Source organism: Candidatus Caccoplasma merdavium (genome assembly GCA_018715595.1).
Taxonomy (GTDB): Bacteria; Bacteroidota; Bacteroidia; order Bacteroidales; family UBA11471; genus Caccoplasma; species Caccoplasma merdavium.
In genome coordinates this window covers 150,715-174,260 of record DVLI01000017.1, presented here as the reverse complement: position 1 = coordinate 174,260, position 23,546 = coordinate 150,715, and the positions used below count along the sequence as shown (strand labels likewise).

At 52.6% G+C, this 23,546-nt stretch carries 21 protein-coding genes; 9 read left to right on the top strand and 12 right to left on the bottom strand.

What is annotated here, in order from left to right:
- Nucleotides 1–111 precede the first annotated feature (111 nt).
- The 8 genes from IAD09_05545 to metA all read right to left on the bottom strand — a co-directional run bounded on the left by IAD09_05545 (nucleotide 112) and on the right by metA (nucleotide 10,295).
- Nucleotides 112–1,563, bottom strand: coding sequence for a rod shape-determining protein RodA (locus tag IAD09_05545; protein HIT81684.1), 1,452 nt, complete (start codon nucleotides 1,561–1,563; stop codon nucleotides 112–114).
- The gene (locus tag IAD09_05540) at nucleotides 1,547–3,370 is read right to left on the bottom strand and encodes a penicillin-binding protein 2 (protein HIT81683.1); all 1,824 of its coding nucleotides are present in this window, start codon (nucleotides 3,368–3,370) and stop codon (nucleotides 1,547–1,549) included. Before IAD09_05540 ends, IAD09_05545 begins: the two co-directional genes overlap by 17 nt.
- A 50-nt stretch (nucleotides 3,371–3,420) precedes the next feature.
- Nucleotides 3,421–3,927, bottom strand: coding sequence for a rod shape-determining protein MreD (mreD, locus tag IAD09_05535; GenBank protein HIT81682.1), 507 nt, complete (start codon nucleotides 3,925–3,927; stop codon nucleotides 3,421–3,423).
- On the bottom strand, nucleotides 3,920–4,771 hold the full coding sequence (mreC, locus tag IAD09_05530) for a rod shape-determining protein MreC (protein HIT81681.1): 852 nt from the start codon (nucleotides 4,769–4,771) through the stop codon (nucleotides 3,920–3,922). The genes mreD and mreC overlap by 8 nt, the downstream gene beginning before the upstream one ends.
- Nucleotides 4,772–4,798: 27 nt before the next feature.
- Nucleotides 4,799–5,818, bottom strand: coding sequence for a rod shape-determining protein (locus tag IAD09_05525; protein ID HIT81680.1), 1,020 nt, complete (start codon nucleotides 5,816–5,818; stop codon nucleotides 4,799–4,801).
- A 23-nt stretch (nucleotides 5,819–5,841) separates the two neighbouring features.
- Complete coding sequence (purH, locus tag IAD09_05520) at nucleotides 5,842–7,365, bottom strand: bifunctional phosphoribosylaminoimidazolecarboxamide formyltransferase/IMP cyclohydrolase (protein HIT81679.1); 1,524 nt, start codon at nucleotides 7,363–7,365, stop codon at nucleotides 5,842–5,844.
- 162 nt (nucleotides 7,366–7,527) lie between these two features.
- Entirely contained in the window at nucleotides 7,528–9,375 is a 1,848-nt protein-coding gene (locus IAD09_05515) for a U32 family peptidase (GenBank protein ID HIT81678.1), read from the bottom strand.
- The gene (metA, locus tag IAD09_05510; protein HIT81677.1) at nucleotides 9,372–10,295 is read right to left on the bottom strand and encodes a homoserine O-succinyltransferase; all 924 of its coding nucleotides are present in this window, start codon (nucleotides 10,293–10,295) and stop codon (nucleotides 9,372–9,374) included. Before metA ends, IAD09_05515 begins: the two co-directional genes overlap by 4 nt.
- A gap of 260 nt (nucleotides 10,296–10,555) precedes the next feature.
- Here metA and IAD09_05505 point away from each other — a divergent pair, with 260 nt between their 5' ends.
- Nucleotides 10,556–11,590: an aspartate--ammonia ligase gene (locus tag IAD09_05505; protein ID HIT81676.1), complete on the top strand. Its 1,035-nt coding sequence runs from the start codon at nucleotides 10,556–10,558 to the stop codon at nucleotides 11,588–11,590.
- Between the two features lie 207 nt (nucleotides 11,591–11,797).
- On the opposite strand, the gene IAD09_05500 is transcribed toward IAD09_05505, so the two are convergent.
- The gene (locus tag IAD09_05500) at nucleotides 11,798–12,325 is read right to left on the bottom strand and encodes a DUF3332 domain-containing protein (protein HIT81675.1); all 528 of its coding nucleotides are present in this window, start codon (nucleotides 12,323–12,325) and stop codon (nucleotides 11,798–11,800) included.
- 95 nt (nucleotides 12,326–12,420) lie between these two features.
- Nucleotides 12,421–13,281 (bottom strand): alpha/beta hydrolase, encoded by an 861-nt coding sequence (locus IAD09_05495; GenBank protein ID HIT81674.1) that lies wholly within the window; start codon nucleotides 13,279–13,281, stop codon nucleotides 12,421–12,423.
- Nucleotides 13,282–13,392: 111 nt separating this feature from the next.
- On the opposite strand from IAD09_05495, the gene IAD09_05490 reads away from it, so the two are divergent.
- From IAD09_05490 to IAD09_05470, 5 genes are all read left to right on the top strand, one after another.
- Complete coding sequence (locus IAD09_05490) at nucleotides 13,393–13,692, top strand: Dabb family protein (GenBank protein ID HIT81673.1); 300 nt, start codon at nucleotides 13,393–13,395, stop codon at nucleotides 13,690–13,692.
- An 18-nt stretch (nucleotides 13,693–13,710) separates the two neighbouring features.
- On the top strand, nucleotides 13,711–15,444 hold the full coding sequence (locus IAD09_05485; GenBank protein HIT81672.1) for an alpha-amylase: 1,734 nt from the start codon (nucleotides 13,711–13,713) through the stop codon (nucleotides 15,442–15,444).
- A 62-nt stretch (nucleotides 15,445–15,506) separates the two neighbouring features.
- On the top strand, nucleotides 15,507–16,445 hold the full coding sequence (locus tag IAD09_05480; GenBank protein ID HIT81671.1) for a ribose-phosphate pyrophosphokinase: 939 nt from the start codon (nucleotides 15,507–15,509) through the stop codon (nucleotides 16,443–16,445).
- A 221-nt stretch (nucleotides 16,446–16,666) separates the two neighbouring features.
- On the top strand, nucleotides 16,667–17,884 hold the full coding sequence (locus IAD09_05475; protein HIT81670.1) for a PCMD domain-containing protein: 1,218 nt from the start codon (nucleotides 16,667–16,669) through the stop codon (nucleotides 17,882–17,884).
- A gap of 31 nt (nucleotides 17,885–17,915) precedes the next feature.
- On the top strand, nucleotides 17,916–18,713 hold the full coding sequence (locus IAD09_05470; protein ID HIT81669.1) for a PorT family protein: 798 nt from the start codon (nucleotides 17,916–17,918) through the stop codon (nucleotides 18,711–18,713).
- A 21-nt stretch (nucleotides 18,714–18,734) separates the two neighbouring features.
- Here IAD09_05470 and IAD09_05465 read toward each other — a convergent pair whose 3' ends face one another.
- On the bottom strand, nucleotides 18,735–19,904 hold the full coding sequence (locus IAD09_05465) for a DUF1343 domain-containing protein (protein HIT81668.1): 1,170 nt from the start codon (nucleotides 19,902–19,904) through the stop codon (nucleotides 18,735–18,737).
- A gap of 271 nt (nucleotides 19,905–20,175) precedes the next feature.
- Here IAD09_05465 and IAD09_05460 point away from each other — a divergent pair, with 271 nt between their 5' ends.
- Together IAD09_05460 and IAD09_05455 are read left to right on the top strand one after the other, a co-directional pair.
- On the top strand, nucleotides 20,176–20,664 hold the full coding sequence (locus IAD09_05460) for a hypothetical protein (GenBank protein ID HIT81667.1): 489 nt from the start codon (nucleotides 20,176–20,178) through the stop codon (nucleotides 20,662–20,664).
- Between the two features lie 132 nt (nucleotides 20,665–20,796).
- Nucleotides 20,797–21,225, top strand: a complete 429-nt coding sequence (locus IAD09_05455; GenBank protein ID HIT81666.1) for an Hsp20/alpha crystallin family protein — start codon at nucleotides 20,797–20,799, stop codon at nucleotides 21,223–21,225.
- Between the two features lie 52 nt (nucleotides 21,226–21,277).
- Here the strand turns inward: IAD09_05455 and IAD09_05450 are convergent, their stop codons facing one another.
- Nucleotides 21,278–22,471 (bottom strand): glycosyltransferase, encoded by a 1,194-nt coding sequence (locus IAD09_05450; GenBank protein HIT81665.1) that lies wholly within the window; start codon nucleotides 22,469–22,471, stop codon nucleotides 21,278–21,280.
- Nucleotides 22,472–22,725: 254 nt separating this feature from the next.
- On the opposite strand from IAD09_05450, the gene IAD09_05445 reads away from it, so the two are divergent.
- Nucleotides 22,726–23,529 carry a polysaccharide biosynthesis/export family protein gene (locus IAD09_05445; protein HIT81664.1) on the top strand — a complete coding sequence of 268 codons (804 nt, stop codon included), beginning with the start codon at nucleotides 22,726–22,728 and terminating at the stop codon, nucleotides 23,527–23,529.
- The last annotated feature ends 17 nt before the right edge of the window (nucleotides 23,530–23,546 follow it).

Here is a 23,546-nt window from a genome sequence, read left to right as displayed (position 1 = left end):
TCCATCTTCCCCATATTTACAAGGGCTTCGATGACACATCGAAGCCCTTGTTGTTTTAAAAGCGCGACTGCGGATTATTCTCATTCCCGAATGAAGCGGGGCAAGAATCCCTCAGAAACTATCGCCGCGGGAAGCGTCGATGCAGAGCAGGGTAAAGAGCAGAATGGTGAATCCCCAAAGCGAAGACCCCCCGTAGCTGAAAAAGGGCAAAGGAATGCCGATAACGGGCAACACCCCGATAACCATGCCGATATTCACCGCCAGGTGGAAAAAGATGATGGCGGCCACGCAATAGCCATAGACACGGCCGAAAACGGTACGCTGACGCTCGGAAAGTTGTATGATGCGCACCAGTAACAGGGCAAAGAGTATCAATACGGCCGACGCGCCGAAAAAGCCCTGCTCCTCACCTATGGTGCAAAAGATAAAGTCGGTATCCTGTTCGGGCACATAGCGCAACTTGGTCTGCGTACCTTCGAGGAAACCTTTGCCCCAGAATCCCCCCGAACCAATGGCTATCTTCGACTGGTTGACATTGTAGCCCACGCCCATCGGGTCCTCTTTCAGGCCAAAGGCCACTTCGATGCGGGTGCGCTGGTGTTGCCCGAGGACATCGGTAAAGACATAATCGACCGATTCCAAGTACACGCACGACAGCAACGCGAAGACCACGGCAATCCACAACTTGCGCTGCAAGGTTTTGAAATAAAGTCCGCCCGCAACCACAATGGCCACCATCAGAAGCGGCCACACCACATAGAGCAGGTTGAACGGATAGAAATAACAAGAAACGACGGCCGCTATGGCTTGCACCACAAGTGTCGTGAACAACGAAATGTAGAAAAAGCGCGAATTGCGCAAATAGGACGAGACCATATAGGCCAGCACCAAAAGAATGAGGGTCAGCACCACCCACTCGCCCACCGGCGTTCCCAGCCATTCGAGCGACGAATACTTGACGGCCAAGATAAAATAGACGACGGCGCAAAAGGCGGCAAACAGGAAAATGCCGCTCATGCCCTCCCGGTAAAGGATACAGATGAGTGAAAGATAGACCAGCGCCGAGCCGGTCTCGCTTTGCAACAGGATAAGCAGCACCGGGAAAAGAATCAGGGCGCATGCCTTGAAAAAGTGCAACGGCCGTCGAAGGTCGAAATCATAATTATCGAGCATCTTGGCCAACGCCAGGGCGGTACCGTACTTGGCAAACTCGGCGGGCTGCAAACTCACGGGGCCCAAGACAAGCCACGAATGGGAGCCCTTGATGTCGGGCGCGACAAAAATGGTGACGACCAGCAGCAGGATAAAGACAATATAGAGCGGATAGGAAAGCGAAACAAACGTGCGCGGCTCGGTCATGAGCAGACAGAAGGCGATAACCAGCGAGAGCAAAATCCACAACAGCTGTTTGCCCGAACGGGTGTCGAGGCTGAATATCGTCGACGTCGTCTCATAATCGTAACTGGCCGCATAGATGCTTATCCAGCCACAAAAGACCAGCAAGAGATAAAGCGCGACCGTGTACCAGTCGAGCGAATACCAAACATTATTCCTGCGCGACATTCTCTTCTTCCTCCTCTTGAATCATCGTGTTGGCGTTGAGCATGCGCTCTTCGAGCCATTTGCGCGAAGGAGCGATTTCGCCATTCAAATATTTTTCCATCATCAGGCTGCCGATGGGCACACCGTAGGTGGCCCCCCAACCGGCATTCTCGACATAGACGGCAATGGCAATGCGCGGATTCTCCCGCGGGGCAAAGCCCATAAATGCCGAGTGGTCGTCGCCATGGGGGTTCTGTGCCGTACCGGTCTTGCCACATGCCTCCACCCCGGGAATTTCGCCGATGCGACAGGTACCTTTCACCATCGACATGCGCATGCCCTCAACAACCATCTCGTAATAGGCCGGGTCGACCCCCACATAATGCGGAGTGGTATACTCATCGCCCAAGTAGGTATCTTGCACCGATTTCACGACATGGGGGGTGAAATAATATCCCCGGTTGGCTATGGTCGCTCCCAAATTGGCAATCTGCAAAGGCGTAGCCAAGACTTCGCCTTGGCCTATGGATACCGAAATCACCGTGATGCCCTTCCACCCTTTGGAGCCATAAATCTTGCCATAAAAATCGCTGTTGGGGATAAATCCGCGGCTCTCCCCCGGCATATCGACTCCGAGGCGGTAGCCATAACCCATGTCGACGACATACTTCTTCCAGGTTTCGAAGGCATCATAAGTGGTGCCGTACTTATCGAGATTATCAATCATCGACCTGAACGCGTAACAGAAATAGGCATTGCACGAGGTCGACAGGGCCGGGACGACCGAGATGGGCGACTCGTGGGCATGACACCCCACCTTAATGCCTCGGGCATAGAAACCCATGTTGCAAGGATAGGCCGTGTAACGCGACACCACCTTTTCTTGCAGGAAAATAAGCGCCTGCGTGGGCTTGAAGGTAGAACCGGGCGGATATGTGGCCATGATGGAACGGTCATAAAGCGGCTTGTAGGGATTCTCAAAAAGTTGTGCATAATTGCGACCCCGCTCGCGGCCGGTGAGCAACGAGGGTTTGTAGGTGGGGCTCGACACCAGTGCGAGAATCTCCCCGGTCGAAGGCTCTATGGCCACGATGGCTCCCACCTTGTTCTGCATGAGCATCTCGCCATATTGCTGCAACTCGATGTCGATGGAGAGGGTCAGGTTCTTGCCGGGCACAGCCTCGCGGTCGAAAGCCCCGTCCTCGTATCGTCCTTTGATGCGGCCGTAGGCGTTGCGGAGGAAGACCTCCTGCCCTTTCTCGCCACGGAGATAACTCTCATAAGATTTCTCTATCCCCAAATCGCCCGTATAGTCACCTTGGACGTAATAGCTGTCGTTGCGCAATTCCTGTTCGGAGACTTCGCGTATGTTTCCCAGGACATTGGCCGCCACATCGTAGTTATAGCGCCGTATCGACTGGTTCTGAATGAAGAATCCGGGATAACGATAGAGTTTTTCCTGCAAGTGTCCATACTCCTCGACCGTAAGTCGGGTGAAAAATCGTTGGGGCGAGAACGAAGAATATCCGGGATTGAGCCGACGGTTGCGCATGTTGTTCCAGCGTTCGTCAAACTCCTGACGGGTAATGCCCAGCGTGCGGCAGAAATCGAGGGTATCGAAAGGTTGCACTTCGCGGGGGATAACCATGAGATCATAGGCGGGCTGGTTGTCGACCACCAAACGGCCGTTGCGGTCATAAATAAGACCGCGAGACGGATATTGTATGCGGGTGAAGATGGCATTGTTGTCGGCCAACTGGTTGTACTCGTTGTCGAGCACTTGCAGCGAGAACAAACGGGAAACATAAAAGAGAATGACCAGGAGCATAAATCCCCCGATGATATATTTGCGCCGTTCGTAAGTATAATTTTTTCTCACTATTTTTTCTCCATCAGCAAATCGACAACCAATATGACAATAAGCGTCAACAGCGTACTGTTCACAATGCGCGCCGCCAAAAATGCCGGAGCAAAGAACGAGAAGGACTCGACGCAGAAGAGTACGATGCAGAAAATCAGCGTCAGCAGAAAAGCAAAAAGGGCATACCGCCACACGCCCAGTGTGGCCATAGAGGGCACATAGCGTTCCTCACCCCGGTCGCGGTACTGGATACGCATGAGCAAGGGGTTGTGCAGGAATGCCACCGTGACCGAGGCCAGGGCATATACGCCCGGCGTGTTGGTAAACAAATCGACAAGAAGGCCGACAAAGAATGCGACAGTCATCGCCAAATGTGGTTTCACGCCCGATGGCATCTTCAAGAAAAGATACACTATGACAAAGGGGGTGGCAACGCCCCACAGGGCGATGCGGTTGCACATGAGTATCTGCAACAGGACAATGAAGAGGGCGCCGGCCATGCGCCATAACCGATGTTTATTCATAATGCTGCACCTCCTCTTCGAGTCGGACCTGTTCGGCCGGTTTGCGGTGCTCGACAACACGCACGAAATTCAAGGCCGGGAAATCGGCCGCCAAACGCACGGTCAGCACATAGAAATTGTTCTTCTTCACTTTGTGGGCATCTTCGACATAGCCCACGACAAGACCTTCGGGAAATGCGCCCGAATAGCCGCTGGTCACCACCGTGTCGCCCACCTGCACATCGATGTACTCGGGCAACTCCTCCAAGCCGGCACAGGAAATATCATTGCCGTCCCAAACCAATGAACCGATATGCTGCGTGTTCTTGATTTTGCAACTGATGCGCAGATTGGGGTTGAGCAACGACAGGGCCACGGCATAATGGTCCGACGCCGAAGAGATGACCCCCACGACGCCGTTATGGTCGACGAGCCCCATCTCGGGGAAAACGCCGTCGCGCATTCCCTTATCGATGGTGATGTAGTTGTTTTTGCGGGCAATACTGTTATTGATAACCTGGGCAATGGCCCTATGCGAGGTGTCACCTTGCAACACCGGCAACGACCGCGGCGAAAGCGTGTCTTGCACTTGATACAGCGCAAGAGTATTACGCAGAACGGCAAGCTCGTCTTGGAGCTTACCGTTCTGAGCCAATAGCTCGTCGTTTGCCTTATGCAATCCGAAGTATCCGGTAACGGCTCCCGAGAGAGCATAGAGGCTACCGGCCACCCGACTGGCTGAACTGAAATAGACGCTCTGCTGGTAAGGGTTGAAACCCATAATCAGAATGAAACAGAGCGCCGCATAACAGAGATAGACAAATAGCGAACTGTGTCGCAGGAAGAATTGTAACAGTTTACGCATTCGGAATAGTCTGTCCCGGTTTTACCATCAGCGCATCAGGAAAGAAAATTTGTCGACATTTTTCAAGGCGATACCTGTTCCGCGGGCAACAGCGAGCAAGGGGTCTTCGGCGACATGGAAGGCGATGCCGATTTTGTCGGTGAGACGTTTGTCGAGACCTCGGAGCAATGCCCCGCCACCGGTGAGATAGATACCGTTGCGCACAATATCGGCATAGAGCTCGGGAGGCGTGGAATCGAGGGCGCTCAACACGGCGGCTTCGATTTTCGAAACCGACTTTTCGATGCAATGCGCCACGTCTTGATAGGTTACCGGCAACTCCATGGGCAGAGAGGTCATGCGGTTGGGGCCGTGCACGATATAATCCTCGGGGGGATTTTCGAGCTCGTTCAGGGCCGAACCGACATTGATTTTTATCAACTCCGCCGTGCGTTCGCCCAACTTGATGTTGTACTGGCGACCCATATACTCGCGAATGTCTTCATTGAACTCGTCTCCTGCCACGCGTATCGACTTGTTGGTGACGATGCCGCCCAAGGAGATGACGGCAATCTCGGTGGTACCGCCTCCTATGTCGACAATCATGTTGCCTTCGGGGGCTTCCACGTCGATACCCACACCGATGGCGGCGGCCATCGGCTCGTAAATCATATACACATCACGGCCGCCAACGTGCTCCGAAGAGTCGCGCACGGCACGAATCTCAACCTCGGTACTGCCCGACGGAATGCACACGACCATGCGCAGCGACGAAGAGAAGAGGGTGTTGCGCATGGAGACCATCTTCATCATGCCGCGCATCATCTGCTCGGCAGCGTTGAAGTCGGCAATCACACCGTTCTGCAACGGACGTATCACGCGAATGTTTTCGGGGGCGCGGCCATACATGGCCTGTGCCTCATGGCCGACAGCTTTGAGTTTACCCGTGCGGTTGTCGAGAGCGACCATGGAAGGGGCATCGACCACGATTTTGTCGTTGTAGAGAATAATCGTGTTGGCCGTGCCCAAGTCAATGGCTATTTCTTGATTGAAAGAGAAAAATCCCATATTTTGTCGTAGGTTGGAAAAGATTAGTGTTTGAAGTGACGGATTCCCGTAAATACCATGGCAATGCCGTTCTGGTTGCAATAGTCGATGGTAAGGTCATCGCGTACCGAGCCGCCGGGTTGTATTACCGTGTCGATGCCTTCCTTGTGGGCGATCTCCACGCAATCGGGGAAGGGGAAGAAAGCATCGGAAGCCATGACAGCGCCTTTGAGGTCGAAATTGAACGACTTGGCCTTCTCGATGGCCTGACGCAGCGAGTCGACGCGCGACGTCTGTCCCACGCCACTGGCATAGAGTTGTTTGCCCTTGGCCAAAACGATAGAGTTTGATTTGCTGTGTTTCACAATCTTGTTGGCAAACAACAAGTCCTCGATTTCCTCCGGCGTCACAGCTTTTTCGGTGATTTGTCTCAACTCCTCGGGCGACTCCCGGTGCAAGTCTTTTTCTTGCATCAGCACGCCATTGAGCAGCGAACGGAATTGTATGGTGGCTTCGGGTGCTTTTTTCTGCACAAGCACGATACGGTTTTTCTTTTGATAGAAAATATCGAGAGCGGCCTGCTCATAACCGGGAGCGATGATGACTTCGAAGAAGAGTTTGTTTATCTCCTCGGCCGTAGCGGCATCGACCACGGCATTGGTCACCAGCACACCGCCAAACGCCGATACGGGGTCACCGGCCAAGGCATCTTTCCAGGCTTCGAGCAACGTGGGACGCGAAGCGAGACCACAGGCATTGTTGTGTTTCAGTATGGCAAATGTCAATTCATCGAACTCGGAGATGAGCGATACCGCCGCATCGATGTCGAGCAGGTTGTTGTAGGATATTTCCTTGCCATGAAGCTGCTCGAACATGTCGTCGAAGTTGCCGAAGAAGAATCCTTTCTGGTGGGGGTTCTCACCATAACGCAACGGTTTGGAGTCGTTGCAGGCGGCACGGAAGGCCGAGTAATTTCCGCCATCGAAATAGTTGAATATGGCGGTGTCGTATCCCGAAGACACGGCAAATGCCTCCTTGGCAAACCAGTAACGGTCTTCGAGCGAAGAGTTGGCACCTTTCTCGTTGAGCATATCGAGCAGAGGAGCGTATTGTGCCTTGGAAGCAACGATAACGACGTCCTTGAAATTTTTGGCAGCGGCACGAATGAGGGAGATGCCGCCTATATCGATTTTCTCGATGATGGCACTTTCATCGGCTCCCGAAGCCACCGTCTCCTCGAAGGGATAAAGGTCTACGATAACCAAGTCGATTTCGGGAATTTCATATTCGGCAATCTGCTCCCGGTCGCCTTCTACCTCGCGACGATTGAGTATGCCGCCAAAGACCTTGGGGTGCAACGTTTTCACGCGGCCGCCCAATATCGAGGGATAGCCCGTGAGGCTTTCGACACTGCGGCAGGGAATGCCGAGCGACTCGATAAATGATTGTGTACCACCGGTCGATATAAACTCCACGCCGTCGCCATGCAGTTTTTTCAGAATCTCGTCCAGTCCGTCTTTGTGATAAACCGATACCAGTGCGGTTTTGATTTTCTTATTTTCAGCCATATCGTTGTGATTTTGTTCTTTTTTTGGAGTCACAAAAATAGTGATTTTGCCAACAAATCACAAAGATTTTTCAGCACAAAAAAGTATCGTTTTTCTTTTTTTTTATTTCGCCCCGACCCCCTGTCCAAAATATTGCAAGACAGGCCGACAGAATCTTCACCATCACCCTCGGGACGGCGTCACCCGGTAAAGGCGCATTTGACAGCGGGCACAATCAAATTCGAGGCGCAACCGCGTATCGCGATATTGCAGATAGAGAGGTTCTTTCCACCCCTCCCGGTCTTGCGCGGAACGCTTTTCGCGCGGGCATTTCCCCCATTGCCTTTTGATGCAGAAGCGGGTAAACATCAACGCCCCCTCCTCCACCGGCAAGCACTCGTAGGCCGGCTCTATGTTTTCCACGCCGTGAGCGTGATAGAACGCCCGCGCCAAAGCATTGGACACATTGCCCAGGTAGCTCAGCGACGAGGCCGGATAAGCGACCGCCGCCTCTCCCCGGCGACGGGGTCGACGGTATGCCATCTGACGCACCTGCACGAGACGGTCTATCGCCTCGCGTCGCAAATCGGCCAACAGCGACGACGGAATAAAATAACTCTTTCCCCGCATCGATATGGCAACCGAACGCGCCTCAAACGGGGTGTCACCCAAACGCGAAAGTTGTTTTTTCTGGTTATCGTCCTGCGGGGTGCGCGCCTCTTCTTTTTCCCAGCATCGAGCCACGACAGCCGAGCAGCCGCTCTCGTCGGTGACCTTCAACGCAAATCCGCGAGGAATCTCATAGAACAGCAGGTCGACGGCAATGCGGCGCCGGGCGCTCTTCTTCTGCAACAGCTGTTCGAAGAGATGGTCGTAGTTGCGATAAAGCATCGTACCGGGTGTGAGCGAAGGTTTTTCGAGCGGATAGAGCGTCGTGCCCTCGACCCGATTGACCCGGAACCCTTCGAAAACGCCTTTGGCATTGAGAAAGCAGAGCCCATCGCCATTGTGCAGGGGAGCACCTTTCTCGACCGAGAGAGAGGCGCCACGCACGGCCAAGACCCGTCCCAAGGGTTCTCCCAGAGATTTGGGCGTATCGGGCGACCCCAAACCCTTCTCGGAAGGGCCGTCGAAAAAATAGCGGGTAAAGCCGCGATTGAAGCTCTTTCGGGGGTCGGGTTCAAAAAAGCACTCGACCCGCCCCGCCGATGCAGCCCGATATTCGGGACGGCGGGCAAAAAGCTCATCAAGGCGCTGACGGTACCAGGCCGTAACGTTTTTCACATAAGAAAGGTCTTTGAGACGGCCTTCGATTTTCAGCGAGGTGACTCCGGCATCGAGCAATGCCTCCAAACGGTCGGAGCGGTTCATGTCTTTGAGCGAAAGCAGGTGCTTGTCGCGTATGAGCGGCCGCCCGTCGGCATCGAGCAGCGTATAGGGCAGGCGGCAGCATTGGGCACACTCTCCCCGGTTGGCGCTGCGACCCGAAAGGGCGCGGCTCAGATAGCACTGCCCGCTGTAACTGACACACAGGGCGCCGTGCACAAAAACTTCGAGTTCCACGGGAACGGCATCGGCAATGGAGCAAATCTCCTTGCCCGAAAGCTCGCGCGCCAACACCACACGGGAAAATCCCACGTCATGGAGGAAGCGCACTTTCTCGACCGAGCGATTGTCGGTCTGTGTACTGGCATGCAGGGCAACGGGGGGTATGTCGAGACGCAAAACAGCCATATCCTGCACAAGGAGAGCATCGATGCCGGCACGATAAAGTTCTCCGATAAGACGTTCAGCCGGTTTGAGCTCCTCGTCATAAAGCAGCGTATTCAACGTGACATACACCCGGGCCTCGTAACGATGGGCAAAATCGGCCAGCCGGGCAATCTCTCCGACACTGTTGGCCGCAGCCGCCCGGGCTCCGAAACTCGGACCTCCGATGTAGACGGCGTCGGCGCCGTGGAGTATGGCCTCGATGCCGATGTCGGCCGTCCGGGCCGGTGCCAGCAACTCGATTTTCCGGGGTTGAATCATCTAATATCTTCGATATTATAAGGCGTTTCCTGATAGACGTAATAGTTAAGCCAATTCGAGAAAAGGAGATTGGCATGGGCCCGCCAGCGTACCAACGGAGCTTGCGAGGGATCGTTGTCGCGGAAATAATTCTGCGGCATTTTTATGGGCAACCCCTTGTCCAAATCTCGGCGGTATTCATTGCCGAGCGTATCGGGAGCATACTCGGAGTGGCCGGTCAGGAAAATCTCCCGTCCATTGCGGGCTATGACAACCGCCGGTCCCGAAATTTCGCCCTCGGCCATAATCGACAACTCCGGACAACGGCGCACATCGTCGGCATGAATGGCCGTATGACGGCTGTGCGGAATAAAAAATTCATCATCGAACCCTCGGAACAAGGGCAAGTTTTTCCCCGCCGGGGAAATCGAATGGCTGAAAACCCCGAAGAGTTTCTCGTCGAGCGGATATTTGGGTATGCCGTAATGGTGATACAACCCGGCCTGAGCCGCCCAACAGATATACATGGTCGAGGTCACATGCGTGCGGGCCCAGTCGAATATGGTAGAGACCTCGTCCCAATAAGAGACCTCCTCGAACGGCATGTGCTCGACCGGCGCCCCGGTGATAATCATGCCGTCGTAACGCTGCCGGCACACCTCGGAAAACTCCTTGTAGAATGCCATCATGTGCTCGACCGGCGTATTTTTAGAAACATGTCCGGCGATTTTCAAGAAATCGATTTCGAGCTGCAACGGCGTGTTCGACAAAAGACGGATAAGGTCGGTCTCGGTCGTTATCTTCAACGGCATGAGATTGAGGATAATGATACGCAACGGACGTATGTCCTGGGTCGAAGCCCGGGAAGAATCCATCACGAAAATATTTTCCGACTTCAATATCTCGACAGCCGGCAATTTCGAAGGTATGTTTAACGGCATATCTGCATCATTTTTTCGAAGCACAAAAGTATAAAAAAAAAGGAAAATGTAAAATAACGGAGCGGCCCGAAAGGTCTTTTCGAGCAAATATCTCATCAATCTTTTTAATAAGATAGCAAAAAGATTAAAAAATCGCTATTATTATTGACAAAATAACTATATTTGCCGAGAAATAAACAAAAAGCGATTACAGCCGTTTCAAGAGAAAAACCGCACAGTTATTACAAACAAACAGAAATACAAATAATTACACAATACCTATGTCTCTAATCATACCCAAACACTACACGCCGAAACTGTTGCCCGAAACAACCGAGCAAGCCATCAAAGGGCTGAAAGACAGTTTCCAACGTGCATTAGCCAAGAACCTTAACCTTCGTCGTGTTACCGCCCCCCTGTTCGTGCTCTCGGGCACCGGCATCAACGACGACCTCAACGGCGTGGAACGAGCCGTAAAATTCCCCATAAAATGCATGGGTGACCGACAAGCCGAAGTGGTGCACTCCCTGGCCAAATGGAAACGGCTGAAACTCGGCGCCTACCGCATCGCTCCGGGATATGGATTATATACCGACATGAACGCCATTCGCTCCGACGAAGAACTCGACAACCTGCATTCGCTCTACGTCGACCAGTGGGACTGGGAGAAAAGCATCACCGAAGACGACCGCAATCTCGACTACCTCAAAAACACCGTGCGCAAAATCTACAAGGCTCTCAAAGACACCGAAGCCGAGCTCTACGAGATACACCCGCACATCACCCCCATGCTCCCCGAAGACATCGTCTTTATCCACTCCGAAGAACTGTTGCAAATGTATCCCGGCCTTTCACCCAAAGCCCGGGAATATGAAGCAGCCCGCAAATATGGAGCCATCTTCATCATCGGCATCGGCGGCAAACTCTCCAACGGCGAACCTCACGATGGTCGTGCCCCCGACTACGACGACTGGACCACTCGCAACTCCGACGGGTATTACGGCCTCAACGGCGACATCATCTTGTGGAACAGCGTCTTGGAGTGCCCGTTCGAAATATCGTCGATGGGTATCCGCGTCGACGAAAAAGCCCTGCGCAAGCAACTCGAAATATGCGGTTGCACCGACCGTCTGAACCTCGATTTCCACAAAGCGCTCATTCGCGGAGACATGCCCCTCTCCATCGGCGGAGGTATCGGCCAATCGCGATTGTGCATGTATCTGCTGCAAAAGGCACACATCGGCGAGGTGCAGGCCAGCATCTGGCCCGAGGAACAGATTGCCGAGTGCATGAAACACAACATCTACCTTATCTAAGATTATCCCTTATCCCATCGAAAGCGGGCCGCAAGTGCGAAAAACTTGCGGCCCGCCTGCATATCGGGAAATTCCTCGGGGTATATGTTCCATGTATCCCGGAGCTATACCCCGAAGCCACACAGGGAAAGGACAATTTAAATGCAGAACAGAAAGAGCGCCGGCATGTTGTGCCGGCGCTCTTTCTAAAATCTTATTCTAATTGATTTATTTGCAAGCCATGTAAGAGTTGGCCACGGCCTTGTAGGCCATCAAACCGGCCTCGGATTTCTCTACTTGCATCATTTCACCGTCACCGGCATAAACGTTTACATAGTTGTCATCAACAAACGTGAGGAAGGTAACGCCGTTGACTGCCCACGAATCTTCTTCGCTGTTGTAAGTGAGTTCGATTTTTTCCTGGGTAGCTTCATCGGTAATCACATAACCATTTGCATTCGACTCTACAAGATAGTCGCCGTTTTCACCTTCGATGTGACGCACATTGTCGGCCAAAGGATTCGAGCCCGACCAGAATTCGATCGAGTTGATAACCAAAGCATCGGCAATAACCGTCAATTCATATACGGGCAAAATACAGAATGCGACAAACACGATTTCATTGACCCATTTTTCTCCCACGCTTTTATTCCAGGAGAAGACCTTATTGGTCAGACCGAATGAACCGATGCAGGAAGAAAACATCAAGCTCCCGCTTACAAGCACGGCCAAAGCCACAATCAATTTCTTTTTCATAACATAAAGTTTAAAGATTACACGATAACAAAGGTAACGATTTCTTCGTATGAATTATCATCTCGAAGCCTTTATTTTTTCTTTTTATTCAAAAATCATGGGATAAATTGGCGATTTTTCAGCCAGCGCCACATCAACTGAGTCCACTGCTCATAGTAGGCAAAGGTTGGACGACACCCCCAGCCATGCCCGCCTTCGGGAAAGATATACATGGCCGAAGGAATACCCAACTCCTTCATGCGCAGATACATCTGCACGCTGTTGGCCGGCGGCACGCTCTTATCGTCATCGCTCAACAGGAAGAGCGCGGGCGGAGTCGAGGCAGAAACCTGCAGCTCGTTGGAATAACGGGCGACAAGGGCGGCATCGTTCTTCTGGTCGCCCAGGAGATTGTCGCGAGAACCGGCGTGCGTGAGCTTTCCCATCGTTACTACGGGATAGAAAAGGAGCATGAAATCGGGACGGCATGTCGAGTCACAGTGGGTACCCAGCGTCGAGGCCACATGACCGCCGGCCGAGAAACCGGCAATTCCCACTTTGGACGGGTTTATCTTCCACTCATCGGCATGCCGGCGCACCACGCGCATGGCTTCCTGGGCATCGGCCAGGGGTATGGCATGATGCCCGTTGGGCAGGCGATATTTGAGAATGATGCCCGCAACACCTTTGTCGACGAGCATCTGGGCAAACATCGTTCCCTCGTGCTGCATGGCCTGACGGGCATATCCGCCGCCGGGACAGATTACTACCGCGGCTCCGGTATTTTTCTCAGGAGCAGGCAAATAGACAAAAAGCTCGGCCGTGCGGGAATTTACCACGCGGCCTTCCTTGGTGATTTTCTCTTCGGCCGTAATGCCATTGTCTTCGGCCGGGCCGTTCGGCCACACGGGAATCCGCAGCGGCTCTTGGGCCCAAGATGCCGCACCGACCGAGAGTGCCGCCATCACAGCCAACATTTTTTTCTTGATGTTCATGGTTTTCTTATTTAGAATGTTTTCGCGAAAAATTCAAAAAAAACAATTACTTTTGCATAGATAGCCATGTGCGAAATTACAAAATTTTGAATCATGATTAAACATATCGTCCTATTTAAATTGAAAAACGACATCGAGCCCAGCCAAAAAGAGGTTCTGAAACAAGACTTCAAAAGAGCGTTGGAAGCCTTGTCGGGAAAAATCGATTGCCTGCGTTCTATCGAAGTGGGGCTGAACGACAACCCCGAGGAGTCGTTCGACATTGCCCTGACCACCACATTCGACACGTTCGACGACCTGCGCCACTACGCCAACCACCCCGCCCACCTCGCGGCCGCAGCCATCATCAAAGAGGCCAAAGAGGCACGCGCCTGCGTCGACTATATATTCTGACCCAACTTTCCCGCCCGTATGAAACAAGAAAAAATCATCATCTACCAACTCCTGCCGCGTCTTTTCAGCAACACGCAAGAGAGATGCATACCCAACGGGAGCCTCAAAGAAAACGGTGTCGGAAAACTGAACGACATCACCCCGAAAGTCTTACGCGAAATCGCCCGATTGGGCTGTACCCATATATGGTACACCGGTGTCATCGAACATGCCACCCAGACCGACTACTCGGCCTACGGCATCACCCCCGACAATCCGCATGTGGTAAAAGGAAAAGCCGGTTCACCTTATGCCATCAAAGACTATTACGACATCGACCCCGACCTTGCCGTGAATGTTCCTGCCCGCATGCAGGAGTTTGAAGCCCTCATCGAACGTACCCACCAAAACAAGCTGAAAGCCATCATCGACTTCGTTCCCAACCATGTGGCCCGGGTTTACCACTCCGATGCCAAGCCCGACGGAGTCAGAGATTTAGGGGCCGACGACAACAAGGACCAGGCTTTCGCCCCCCGCAACAACTTCTACTATATCCCCAACCGGGAATTCGCACCCCATTTTTCCATAGGCGAAGGCGAAACCCGTTACCACGAATATCCCGCCAAGGCAACCGGCAACGATTGTTTCTCTCCTTCCCCGGGACAAAATGACTGGTATGAGACCGTGAAACTCAACTACGGTGTCGACTACCTCAACTGCATGCGGCGCAACTTCGACCCCATACCCGACACTTGGGGAAAGATGCGCGACATACTTTTCTTCTGGGCCGGGAAAAACATCGACGGTTTCCGCTGCGACATGGCCGAGATGGTCCCGGTGGAGTTCTGGGGTTGGGTGATACCTCAAATCAAACAAGTCTACCCGCACCTTATCTTCATCGCCGAGGTATATAACCCCTGTGAATACCGCAACTACCTGCACAACGGCCACTTCGACTACCTCTACGACAAAGTGGGGCTCTATGACCTCCTGCGCAACATCGTGAGCGGACATGCCTCGACCTTGCAAATCAGCCACTGCTGGCAATCGCTCGAAGGCATCAACACCGACATGGTGAACTTCCTCGAAAACCACGACGAACAACGAGTAGCCTCCCCCCAAAATGCCGGCGACCCCTTCAAAGCCTATCCGGCCCTTATCGTTTCGGCGATGATGAACCGGAACCCGTTCCTCCTCTATTTCGGACAAGAACTGGGCGAAACGGCCACCGACGCCGAAGGATTCAGCGGGCAAGACGGGCGCACAACGATTTTTGACTATTGGAGCGTGCCTTCGGTGCGCAGCTGGTACAACAAGGGCCGTTGCAATGAAGAGCGCCTCACTCCCGACCAAAAGCGGTTGAGAACCATGTACCAACAGGTGCTCACATTGTGCAACAAAGAAGCCGCCCTGCGCGAAGGAGAGTTCTTCGACCTGATGTATGTCAATTTCGACAACGAACAATTCGACGCCAAGCACAATTATGTCTTCATGCGGAAACACAAGAACGAATTGCTGGTGATTGCCGCCAACTTCAACGCCTGGCCGGCCAACATCAGGGTGTGCATTCCACAACACGCCTTCGACTGCTGGCTCATAAAGCCCGACAACTACGAATGCGAAGAGCTGCTCAGCGGAGAAAAACAGGTAAAAAACATTTCCCCCGACAACCGCTTCGAAGCCACCATGGAGGCCTATGGCGCCGTCGTGTGGAAATGTAAAATAAGAACCGCCCCTGCGCGCTCGAAAAAAAGCGACACAACAAACACATAATAACGATATTCTTTCTACCTTTGCAACAGAATATCAAAAACCTTTCCAAAGAAAGAATTAAAATGATCCAGAGACCGCCATTCAAGGTTTTCGCCGGAACCAACACCCGTTATCTGGCCGAAAAAATCTGTAACTCATTGGGTTGCGAATTGGGAAAAATGAACATTCAGCACTTCGCTGACGGTGAATTTTCGGTATCCTTCGAAGAGTCGATTCGCGGCTGCCAAGTATTCCTGATCCAGTCGACCTATCCCAACTCCGACAATCTGATGGAGTTGCTCCTCATGATCGATGCCGCCAAACGGGCATCGGCCGAGTCGATTATCGCCGTGACTCCCTATTTCGGCTGGGCCCGCCAAGACCGTAAGGACAAACCGCGTGTATCCATCGCCGCCAAACTCATCGCCGACCTGCTGAGCGTCGCCGGTATCGACCGCCTCATCACGATGGACCTGCACGCCGACCAAATCCAAGGATTCTTCAACGTCCCGGTAGACCACCTCTATGCCTCAACCGTTTTTGGAGAATACATCAAATCCCTCAAACTCAAAGACATGGTCATTGCTTCGCCCGACGTAGGCGGTTCGAAACGCGCCAACTCCTATGCCAAATACTTCGGTGTGCCTCTGGTATTGTGCCACAAATCGCGCGCCAAAGCCAATGAAGTCGAGAGCATGACGGTCATCGGTGACGTAAAAGACAAAAACGTGATTCTCGTCGACGACATGGTCGACACGGCCGGCACCATCACCAAAGCCGCCGACCTGATGATCAGCAAGGGCGCTCTCTCGGTACGGGCCATTGCCAGCCACGCCGTGATGTCCGACCCCGCCTCTTCGCGCGTGACCGAGTCGAAAATGACCGAGATGATATTCACCGACAGCATTCCTTATTACAAGGATTGCCCCAAAGTGCACATCATCAGCATCGCCGACATGTTTGCCGACACGATACGTCGCGTCTACGAAAATGAGTCCATCAGTTCGCAATATATCATTTAAGACATATCCCCTTACTTTGGCTCCGCTCCCGTTGAGAGCGGAGCTTTTTTACCGTCGAAAACCGATTGATATTCTAAAAGTTTTTCAAGTATAGTTTGGGGTACTATAAAAAAATAGCGTACCTTTGCAGCGCTTTTCAATCAAAAAAAAGCCATATGAAAGTTCTCCGACATAGACCTTTTGGAGAGAACGGCCAATTTATTTTACACAAACCCACATTTATGAAAGTATTGTATCGTCGTCTTTTTTTCCTATGCAGCGCCCTGCTACTTGTCCCTTTGGCAAGTTGCATCAAGGAGGAAAAGGCCAACGTCGAATGCGACATCGAAAACATCGTCGTCGCCCAGGAAGACCTCATTACCTACACCAAGATAGACCGTAACCGGGCCATCGTCTCGATGAAACGGAAATCGGACGATTTTGCGGAGGAAATCAATCCCACCTACGTCGTTTCAGAAGGTGCCACATACGTCATAGAGGACAAGAACGACCGGGACGCCGTACACATCGAACATGTAAAAGTGACATCGGAAGACCAACAGTACAGCAAAACCTACACCGTCATATATACCCCGACCGAAATTCCCGAAAACTTCGGATTTGAATACTGGGCCCTCGAAGGCAAATACGAGAAATGCTACGAACACGGCATGACCATATCCAACGATGACGGCACGACCGAACATTACCCCGACATCGACCTCTACCTGTGGGATAGCGGTAATTTGGGATTCTCGGCCGTGGCCAGCGGGAAAGGAGCCAAAGAATACCCGACCTTCTCGACCGACAATGCCCACAGCGGCAGCAAGGCCGCCAGGCTCGTCACCCGCAAAACCGGCTCACTGGGAGCCACCCTCGGCAAACCTATTGCAGCCGGCAACATTTTCCTGGGAGAGTTCTCGGGCAAAGGCATCAACCTCATGTCGGAACCGTTGAAAGCGACCCGCTTCGGATACCCTTGCGACCGGATACCCACCTCCTTCGAACTCTATTTCAAATACAAGCCCGGCACCTATGCCCACACCGGAGACGTCTTTGAAACCCGTGAAGGCACCCCCGACTTCTGCGCCATCTACGCCGTCTTTTTCGACAACGTAAAGGCCAAGGCCGAAAACCCGCTCAACATACCGACCCTCGACGGCTCGAACGTATTCACCAGCTCTTCAATCATCGCCATCGCCAACCTGCACACCTGCGACAATGCCGAATATCGCCAGTGGGAACAAGGAACCAACGGAGAATGGAAATTCATAAATATCCCCTTCAAGGGCGTAGATGAAAATGTCGACTACCTCACCCTTGTCGATCCCGAACGGTTGAAGAAGCAGGAATACAGCCTCACCATCGTCTGCTGTTCGAGCTACTACGGCGACTTCTTCGAAGGCGCCATCGACAGTGAGCTCACCATCGATGACCTCACGATACATTACAAAAACTAAACAACTGTTTCACCCTCACTCCCAACGCCCGATGAAAAAACAGTTTACATACCGCCACCTGCTCGTCGCATGCGTCCTTTTCCTGCCGGGAACCGCAACGGCAGCAACCGGTCTGGACCAGGAAGAGCCCGTAAAGGCCCTGTCGGAAAAATATCAGGAATACAAATCCTCGAAAGTGTATGAATTCAGTGTAAAAGCCGGATTCAATATCGGAGGCACCTCCCCCATGGGACTTCCGGCCGAGATACGCCAAATCAACGCCTTCGGGCCCACCCTCTCGCTATCGATTGGCGGCGATGCCATTCGCTGGTTTACCCCCAAATGGGGTCTTGACTTAGGCATACGTTTCGAGACCAAAGGCATGGAGACCAACGCCACCGTCAAGAACTACACCATCAAGCTGCTCAACGACGGAAGCTACATCGAAGGCATCTACACCGGCGATGTGGTAACCAAAGTCAACAACCAATACCTCACGATACCCCTGCAAGCGACTTACCGGCCAGCCAAGAGATGGACCCTGAAAGCCGGAATATTTGCCTCATTCCTGCTCAGAGGGAATTTCGATGGCGAAGCCAAAAACGGATATATGCGTACCCACCCCACCGAGCCGAAACTCGAAACCGATGCTCCCTATGACTTCTCGTCGGACATCAGGCAATTTGACTGGGGCATAGATGCCGGCGCCGAGTTTGTCGCCTACAAGCACCTCTCGATTTATGCCGATTTGACGTGGGGACTCTTACCCATATTCCCAAGCGATTTTACCGCCGTAGGATTTAAAATGTACAATGTATATCTCAACTTGGGATTTGCCTACGTTTTCTAACCAGGCAACCGCATAGTCCCGTTACCTGCGGTCTTCGGGATAAAGTAAATATTGACGGCGCAACTCCTTGTACGCCGTCAATTTTTTTTGCCAAGCAGCTCGTATTTCGGCTTCACTCTTGCCGGCCAGCATATCCCGACGCACCCCGCTGTTGCCCATCAACTTGTCGAAAAACGAAGGGCTCGAAAAGAAATCGGGACGACCGCCTGAGAGATGAAAGAAGCGCAGGAGGTAACGGAGGGTCAGCCCATGCGGCGGAAGCGAGTCGCGCAAGTCGATGCCATAGCACACACGGTCGCGCTGCAACGGGTTCTTGTCATATCCCGGCAACGACACCGGCGTGAAAGTAAAAGCGCCGAACGTCGAGTCGGGATAACCAATGACCTGGAAAGGCATATACGTTCCACGCCCCACACTCACCCGGGTGGCCTCGAAAAAGCAAAGCGAAGGATAGAACTGTATCGCCTGGTCGTTAGGCAGATTGGGCGAAGGTTTTACCGGCAGCGAATAAGGCTCGCCGTGACGCCACCCGACAAGAGGCACTACGTTCAGGTCCACGTCGGCCGTTCCTCCCCAATTCTCCCCGCGAATCATGGAGGCCAACTCCCCCACGGTAAGCCCGTGCAACACCGGCAAGGGCAGGGTTCCCACAAAGGAGCGCAAAGAGTCTTCGAGCACAGGGCCATCGACATAATCACAGGGATTGGGCCGGTCGAGCACCCAAAGGGAGACTCCTTGCTCGGCACAAGCCTGCATGAGATAATAGAGCGTAGAGATGTAGGTATAGAAACGCGCTCCGACATCTTGAATATCAAAAATCACCACATCGACCCCCTGCAACTGGGAAGGGGTCGGTTTCTTGTTTTTTCCATAAAGGGAATAGACCGGCAAACCGGTGCGCACATCACGTCCGTCGGACAAGACTTCACCGGCATCGGCCCGGCCACGCAAACCGTGCTCGGGAGCAAACAGGGCGACAAGCCGCACTCCGCGGGCCAGGAGGGTATCGGCCAAGTGGGTTGATGTGCCCGACAACAAAGAGGTATGATTCACGGCCAAAGCGACCCGGCGCCCTTCGAGACGAGGCAACCAGGTTTCGAGACGATCGGCGCCCACCTGCACCGGCTGTTGCGAAATGGCAGGGGCGACCGACGTAAAGAGGAAAAGGAGTATAATCGAAAATGCTTTCATCAGTAGTGGTTTGATGTCGTAAAGATAATGATAAAAAGATATTCGGCGGCTTTTCGCCCAAAGAATACGCGCGTCACGCCAAGCGCAAAGACAAGCATCTTTACCGCCACCGGATTTTCCGGTCTTTTCGAAGAAGGGAGATGACAACCCGACATAGACAGACACGAAAACTTCCTGTTCCGTTTGTTTCGGCTCTCGCCTTTCACTATCTTTGCTCCGACCACATCGAAAAAGAATCTTTATTACCAACCCGACCTTTTGTCTGTCTCGTATGAAAAGCACCGCCATTCTCACCCTCTCCCTCCTATGGAGCGCCATTGTCATTGGTCAACCGCTCGAAACATCGACTTCGGGCAACACTCTTGTTCCCATAGAGCAATCGGCCGGAAAAAGGAAAATTCCATTTGACCAGGCCATCATGATACTGGGATTTGAAAAACCCCTCGCGTCGAAAAAGGAATCGCTTATCGTGCAAAACCGAACCCGGGAAACGGTCACCCGCATCATACTGCGCCTCGTGTATAAAACGCCCCAAGATGAGATGCTCGATTACCGCGAAATCGTCCTCGACGAAGAGATTCTCCCGGGCATGACCAAGAAATTTACCATCGACAGCTTCGACGAGAACCGGCAATATTACTACTACCTGACCCCGCCCACGGGAAAGAGCATCGAGTCGAGCTACCCCTTCAAGATTACCTTCAACCTGCTGCGTTACGATATTGCCATCACAAGTCCGTCGACGGCAAACGACAAGTAACCGACGACCGGCAACCAAACATTTTCCCTTCCCGAGATGTTCTACCTGAGAAACGAGACGCGAGACAAGACCTTGCGCCTCGCCGGAGAATATCAACTTCATTGTTTTACCAAATTATCGGGAGGAAATAACATGACACCTACCAAAACCCAAACGCATGGATGGTTACCGTCGATTTTCAATGACTTTTTCGGCAACGAATGGATTACCAAGAACCGTTCGGCGGTACCGGCCGTCAATATCATGGAAAACGAAAACGCCTACCATGTCGAAGTGGCCGTACCCGGATTGAAAAAAGAAGACATCAACGTGCGCATCGATGAAAACGGCCACATGATTATCACCGTCGACACACAGAAGGAAAAAGAGGACGAAGCACAAAAAGGGAAATATATCCGTCGGGAATTTTCCTGCACCCAGTTCCGTCAAACGCTCCTGCTTCCCGAAAATATCGACGAGGCGAAAATCGAGGCGAAATATGAAAGCGGATTGCTCGCCATAGCGATTCCCAAAAAGAAAACGGCCGAGAGCACCGAGCCCAAGAAAATCGCCATCAAATAAGTCAATCCATCGGAATAAAGAAAAAGGGACGCCCGCACGGGCGTCCCTTTTTTTACACTTTCATGCTGCCCCAAGTACGGTTCTCCTCCCGACGACGACGCACCGATAAAGCCTCTTTAAGACCCACCAACGGCCGCAACCATTCATAGCCCATAACCCGGAAGCCCAGGCAAGGAATATCCAATGCACGAGCCAACCGCTTGTAAAAAAGCGTCTGCATGAGCGCCCGCCACAACAGAAGCAAAAGAGTCGTAAACCATACCACCGGGTGCAACGGCTGCATGACCCACATGCCCCCCAAAGCGGCATAGAAAAGATACACCGACCATTGCTCGAAGAGAAAGAGTCCCCGCCGGCTGTGATGCAAATAAGGAGCGGTGAAGAGATAGCGAAGTTTGGTATGCCGCCAAAGCGTAACGGCATCATCGGTAACAGCATCGACCCGACTCTCGGGAGATAGTTCGACTCGGGTATTTTGGCCGGTCGCCACTTCATTGATAAAAAGGTCATCATCGCCATACCGAAGATTCAATGTGCGGGAAAAGCCCTTGTGGTCGAAGAAGAGCGATTTGCGATAGACGACATTGGTACCCTCGCCCATGTAAGGATTTCCCCGCAACGCGCAAGACAGATAGCGCGCCGCAAAAAGCAAACGGTCATAGGCCGCATAACGAGAAAGCCCCACATGCTCCGACTCGAAACGCGTATAACCCAATACAATACCCACCTCATCGGAAAATCGGCGCATCATGTTTCGCAACCAATAACGTGAGGCCGGACGACAAGTGGCATCGAGGAGCACGACATACTCATTCCGCACCGCCTTGAATCCCAACGTAATAGCCAGTTTCCTACGGCTCAACGCACAAGCATCGGAGGGAACATAGGTCGAATAGAGTCGCGGGAAACGGTCGGCATAGAGACGAAGCAGGTCGCGCGTCTCGTCGGTCGAAGCATCATCGACCACCACCACTTCGAAATCGGGATAATCCTGGGCGAAAAGCTCGGGCAAGTTCCGACGCAACGATGCCGCATTGTCACAAGCATAGACAATCAGTGAAACCGAAGGCAACTGCCCCTCGTCGGGAATATTCGCGTCGGAGCGGCTGGCCCGCAGCACCCGGGCGTAATAGGCCACATCGACATAGAGCAGGAAAAGCATCAGGAGAAAAGCCACGACACCGCACACCAGCACACCGGGATTCACGGGCTGCATAAGGGCATCGACAAAAGATTCAAACATCATAGGTCATGCGCATTTAGGCGACACAAAAATACTCAATCCCGACGAGCCGCCCAAGCAGAATCACGCGTTTTTGAAAAACACACGACAAGGAATCTCATGGGGTGACGACAATTCCCGGCCGGCTCACACATATCGGGAAAACACAGGACAACAAAAAGAGGAATTCTCCGTTTAGAAATATAAAAGCCATATTTTGCAAATAACACCCAAAGGGGCTATATTTGCATGCCGAACACAGAAAACACAGATACTTCATGAAGAAAAAAGTTTCTATTACGCTGCTGCTACTCTCAGCCGTTTTTTTTCACTCGTGCAAATCCTATAAAGACATCACCTATGTGCAAGGGTTGGAATCGGGCGATGTTGTCCAACTGGCCGAGAAAATCGCCACCACCATCAACACCAACGACGCACTGCTCATCACCGTTTCTGCGGCCAATCCCGAAGCGGTAGCCCTCTACAATCCGCCCGTGACCAACTCGCTGAAACCGGGAGAAACGTTGGTCTCCTCCACCCCCTCGTTGCAAAACTACCTCGTCGACGCCGACGGGTACATCGACTTTCCCTCGCTGGGACGCATAAAAGCGGCCGGTCTCACCCGTTCGCAACTCGAACGATATATCAAATCCGAATTGGAATCGGTTGTAACCGACCCCATCGTAAAAGTGCAGATACTCACCAATAACATCACCGTACTGGGAGAAGTGACCATGCCGGGCACGTTTGAAATACCCAACGAACGACTGTCGCTGTTCGAAGCCCTGGGCTTGGCCAAAGACCTCACCATCTACGCCCGCCGCGACAACATTCTCATCACCCGGGAAACCGAAGAGGGCAAACTCACCGGCATACGGGTCGACCTCACCAGTCCCGACGTATTCTCTTCGCCGGGATTCTATCTGCAAAAAGGCGATGTCGTGTATGTCGAGCCCAATGAATACCGCAAGTCCAACTCAACATACAACAGCAACAAGCAATTCAACGTGTCGATGATTTCGACCATAATCAGTGGCGTATCGGTTATCGCCTCTCTCATTATCGCATTATTTGTCAAGTAATCACCTTGCTTCAATAT